This window comes from Variovorax sp. J31P179, assembly GCF_030316985.1.
Taxonomy (GTDB): domain Bacteria; phylum Pseudomonadota; class Gammaproteobacteria; order Burkholderiales; family Burkholderiaceae_C; genus Variovorax; species Variovorax ginsengisoli_B.
Window position 1 is genome coordinate 1 of record NZ_JASZYL010000040.1, and the last position, 2,529, is coordinate 2,529.

Below are 2,529 nucleotides of genomic sequence, written 5' to 3' on the forward strand. Positions count from 1 at the left end.
CGTAAGCGGCCAGTCTCCCCACCTTGAGATCAGAGGCCAAGCCGGAGACCATGCTGTCCACCTAAGTTAGCTGGACATCTATGGACGTCAATCCGAAGCAACGCCGCCGGCACAGCGCGGCGTTCAAGGCGCAGGTTCTGGCCGCCTGCGCCGAACCCGGCGCTTCCGTCGCGGCGGTCGCGCTGTCGTTTGGGCTGAACGACAACCTCGTGCATCAGTGGCGTCGTGGCCGCGGGGCGATTCCCGCGCCACCTCCAGCAAGTGCCACGGTCGAGCGTGCGCGGGAGTTTGTCGAGTTGTCGTTGCCTGCGCCGCCGGCGGCTCCGGCGCCATCGCGCGTGGCGGCCAGTACCGAGACGATCCGACTCGAGTTCAAGCGCGGTGCTCTGGGCGTGAGTGTCACATGGCCGGTCTCGGCGGCGGTCGATTGCGCGGCTTGGCTGCGCGAGCTGTTGCGATGATCCGCATCGACGCCCTCTGGCTTTGCACCCAGCCCTTGGACATGCGTGCCGGCGCCGAGCGCCTGATGGCTCACGTCGTGCATGCCCTCGGCAGTGCTCGTGCGCACCACGGCTACTTGTTCGCCAACGTGCGGGCCACCCGTATCAAGCTGCTCGTGCACGACGGCTTCGGCGTGTGGTGTGCCGCCAGGAGGCTCAACGCGGGGCGCTTCGTGTGGCCGATCGAGAGCAGCGCAGCGACCCCGCTCTCCTTGACGCAGGCGCAGTTCGATGCGCTGGTGGTGGGACTGCCCTGGGAGCGCCTGCCAGAGATGACTGTGATCACCCGTCTATAGCCCTTCGCAGGGAGCGCGTTCACAGCGCAATTCCCAATGACGCGAAGCAGCCGGTCTTGCATGATGAGAACCCATGCAGGACCTGCACAACCTCAAGGACGAAGACCTCCAAGGTCTGCCCCCCGAGGCGGTCACGGCGCTTGCGCAGCAGATGCTGCAGCAGATCCAGCGCCAGGCGCAGGACATCCGTCTGAAGGACGCCAAGCTCGAGAAACTCACGTTCGAGCTGGCTCGGCACAAGGCCTGGAAGTTCGGTGCGAAGTCCGAGGCGATGAGCGCCGAGCAGCGCCGGCTGTTCGAGGAGACGCTGACCGAAGACGAGGCCGCTCTGGAGGCCCTGCTGAAGCAGGCGCAGGGCACGCCGCCGGATGACACAGCCGCGTCGTCCAGGCGTAAGCCGCGACGCCAGCCCCTGCCCGACCATCTGCGTCGCGTGCAGCATGACCATGACCCCGAGGACACCGCCTGCCCAAGCCCGGGCTGCGGCAAGCCGATGGTGCGCGTGGGCGAGGACATCAGCGAGAAGCTGGACATCGTGCCGGCGGAGTTCTTCGTGCACCGACACGTCTACGGCAAGTGGGCGTGCCGCTGCTGCCAACGCCTGGTGCAAGAAGCCGTCGAGCCGCAGATCATCGACGGCGGCATGCCCGCAGCCGGCCTGGTGGCGCACACCCTGATCAGCCGCTTCGTGGATCACCTGCCGTACTACCGCCAGGAGGCCATCAACGCGCGTTCGGGCGTGCACACGCCGCGCTCGACACTGGCAGCCTGGTCTGGCCGAGGCGGTGCGGCACTGGAGCCGCTTTACGACGCGCACAAGCGCTTCGTGCTCTCCGCCCGGGTGCTCCATGCCGACGAAACGCCGGTGGCCCTGCTCGACCCGGGTCGGGGCAAGACCAAGAAGGCCTACGTCTGGGCCTACGCACGCAGCGCCTTCGATCCAGTGCCGGGCGTGATCTATGACTTCTGCGAGGGACGCGGCGCGCAGTATCCGATCGCGTTCCTGGGCGCTGGGGGTGGTCAGGACGAGCGAAGTTGGCGCGGCACGCTGGTGCGCGATGAATACAAGGCCTACGACAGCGTGATGAGTGCCACGCCCGGACGCATCGCCGCCGGATGCCTTGCCCATGCCAGACGCAAGTTCGATGAACTGCTGCTCGACTCGGGAAAGAGCGCTGTCGCTGAGGAGGCGCTGCGTCGCATCGCGGAGATCTACCGCCTCGAGCGAGAGCTGTCGGCGCTGACGAGCGATGAGCGGCTGTCGAGAAGATGCAGCCATGCGAAGCCACTGTGGGCGGACCTGCATGCATGGCTGCAACTGGAACGAAGCCGAGTGCCCGACGGCAGCTCGACCGCCAAGGCCTTGAACTACAGCCTCAACCACTGGGAGGCGTTGACGCACAACCTGCTCGACGGTGACGTGAACGTCGACAACAACAGCCTGGAAAACCTGATCCGTCCGTGGGCGGTCGGACGTCGAGCATGGCTGTTCGCCGGCAGCGCGCTCGCTGGTCAGCGTGCCGCGATAGTGATGAGCTTGGTGCAGTCGGCAAAGCTACACAGGCACGATCCGTGGGCCTACCTCAATGATGTCCTCACCCGGCTGCCCACGCAGCTGAACAGCCGCATCGACGAACTGCTTCCGCACAACTGGCACCCCGCGCGCTGAGCACGTCGCCGCTACCGCGGCGATCCTCGTCCGCCCGTCAACTATGGGACGGCCAGCCGCTTAC

Annotated in this window: 3 protein-coding genes; all 3 read left to right on the forward strand. The window is 66.6% G+C overall.

The window, feature by feature from the left end; translation table 11 throughout:
- The first annotated feature begins 80 nt into the window (after positions 1-80).
- A complete protein-coding gene (gene tnpA, locus QTI17_RS34900) occupies positions 81-461 on the forward strand; it encodes an IS66-like element accessory protein TnpA (RefSeq protein WP_286538761.1) in 381 nt (126 codons plus the stop codon).
- Entirely contained in the window at positions 458-796 is a 339-nt protein-coding gene (gene tnpB, locus QTI17_RS34905; protein ID WP_286538762.1) for an IS66 family insertion sequence element accessory protein TnpB, read from the forward strand. The genes tnpA and tnpB overlap by 4 nt, the downstream gene beginning before the upstream one ends.
- A gap of 73 nt (positions 797-869) precedes the next feature.
- Complete coding sequence (gene tnpC, locus QTI17_RS34910) at positions 870-2,465, forward strand: IS66 family transposase (RefSeq protein ID WP_286538764.1); 1,596 nt, start codon at positions 870-872, stop codon at positions 2,463-2,465.
- Positions 2,466-2,529: the final 64 nt, after the last annotated feature.